2 protein-coding genes are annotated in these 1,339 nt (G+C 57.8%); both read left to right on the top strand.

Features of this window, described 5'->3' with window-relative positions; all coding sequences use genetic code 11:
• On the top strand, positions 1–836 hold an 836-nt coding region (locus tag BFP77_RS08950; protein WP_143751886.1), incomplete at its 5' end, for a PKD domain-containing protein.
• Positions 778–1,339: PKD domain-containing protein (locus BFP77_RS08945; protein WP_218963466.1), on the top strand; the 562-nt coding region annotated here is incomplete at its 3' end. The genes BFP77_RS08950 and BFP77_RS08945, both read left to right, overlap by 59 nt.

Genomic DNA, 1,339 nt, shown 5'->3' with positions numbered 1-1,339 from the left:
ACGAGTTCCACTACGTCTACCAGGAGCTTGAGGGCGACGGTGAGATAGTGGCCAGGGTCGTGAGCCTTGGGCAGACCAACCCATGGGCCAAGGCCGGTGTTATGATACGGGGAGACTTGGATGCCAACGCCGCCATGGCCATGATGATTTTGGCGCCTAACCCGAACAACTTGGGCGGTCCGGGCTACAGTTTCCAGAGTAGGCCTTCCAAGGGCGGTTCTTTGGGTACCGGAAACTATACACTTCCTGCACTTGTACCTGGAGGGTTCCCGCACTATGTGAGATTGGTACGTTCTGGCAACACTTTTACGGGCTATGTGTCCGAGACGAACGGCAACTGGAGCGAGGTAGGATCACAGTCCGTTGCCATGGGCCAAAGCGTCTTCGTGGGACTTGCCACGACATCGCACAGTGACGGGCAACTGACCACGGCGGTGTACGACAACGTTAGCTTGGTTTCCGGGAACAACGACCAACCGCCAGTTGCGGTTGCTGATTCGGATGTGACCGAGGGCCTTGCGCCATTGGCGGTAGGTTTTGACGGCAGCGGTTCCATTGATGACATTGGCATAGCCACTTACACCTGGGACTTTGGAGACGGTGCCACGGGCACCGGCGAGACGGTTTCGCACACCTATACCGTTGCGGGCATCTACACGGCCACCCTGACGGTGACCGATGGTGGGGGTGCCACGGACACCGATACGTTGACGATAACGGTGGAAGGTGACGATGTCGCTTGCGGTCCACCGCCATCACCTTGGACGGGCAGGTGTTATGATACGGGGAGACTTGGATGCCAACGCCGCCATGGCCATGATGATTTTGGCGCCTAACCCGAACAACTTGGGCGGTCCGGGCTACAGTTTCCAGAGTAGGCCTTCCAAGGGCGGTTCTTTGGGTACCGGAAACTATACACTTCCTGCACTTGTACCTGGAGGGTTCCCGCACTATGTACGCTTGGTACGTTCTGGCAACACTTTTACGGGCTATGTGTCCGAGACGAACGGCAACTGGAGCGAGGTAGGATCACAGTCCGTTGCCATGGGCCAAAGCGTCTTCGTGGGACTTGCCACGACATCGCACAGTGACGGGCAACTGACCACGGCGGTGTACGACAACGTTAGCTTGGTTTCCGGGAACAACGACCAACCGCCAGTTGCGGTTGCTGATTCGGATGTGACCGAGGGCCTTGCGCCATTGGCTGTAGGTTTTGATGGCAGCGGTTCCATTGATGACATTGGCATAGCCACTTACACCTGGGACTTTGGAGACGGTGCCACGGGCACCGGCGAGACGGTTTCGCACACCTATACCGTTGCGGGCATCTACACGGCCA

The sequence above is a fragment of the Maribacter sp. 4U21 genome (assembly GCF_002742365.1).
Classification (GTDB): domain Bacteria; phylum Bacteroidota; class Bacteroidia; order Flavobacteriales; family Flavobacteriaceae; genus Maribacter.
This window is presented reverse-complemented; position numbering and strand designations above follow the sequence as displayed.